Annotated in this window: 1 pseudogene; it reads right to left on the bottom strand. The window is 63.0% G+C overall.

From position 1 onward, the window contains the following. Positions 1-332 (bottom strand): annotated as a pseudogene (locus ACTHSP_RS23210) (iron ABC transporter permease); the annotation flags it as partial.

Here is a 332-nt window from a genome sequence, read left to right as displayed (position 1 = left end):
GCCGAGCGCACCAAAACCGGCAGGTTGAAAAACACGTTGCCGTAAATCAGCAGCCACGGCGTGTCCTGCCAACCTGCCACCAGCATACCGTGTGCGCCAAACAAGGCCAGCACGCCCATGCCCGCCACCAAAGTCGGCATCACAAAAGGCAGCATCAGCAGGCGTAAAACCGTGCGCCGTCCGGCAAAGTCCATCCGCGCTAGCACCCACGCCGCAGGCACGCCCAAAGCCGTGACCAAGACGCAGGTCAAAACTGCCTGCGCCACCGTCCAGCCCAAGCGCAGGCGCATATAGTCATCAGCCACCACTTCCGCCCAAGCGCCTTCGCCGTC

It is taken from the genome of Neisseria sp. P0001.S005 (assembly GCF_051963715.1).
Note: the sequence above shows the minus strand (reverse complement) of the source record. Positions and strands in the feature narration are given on the sequence as shown.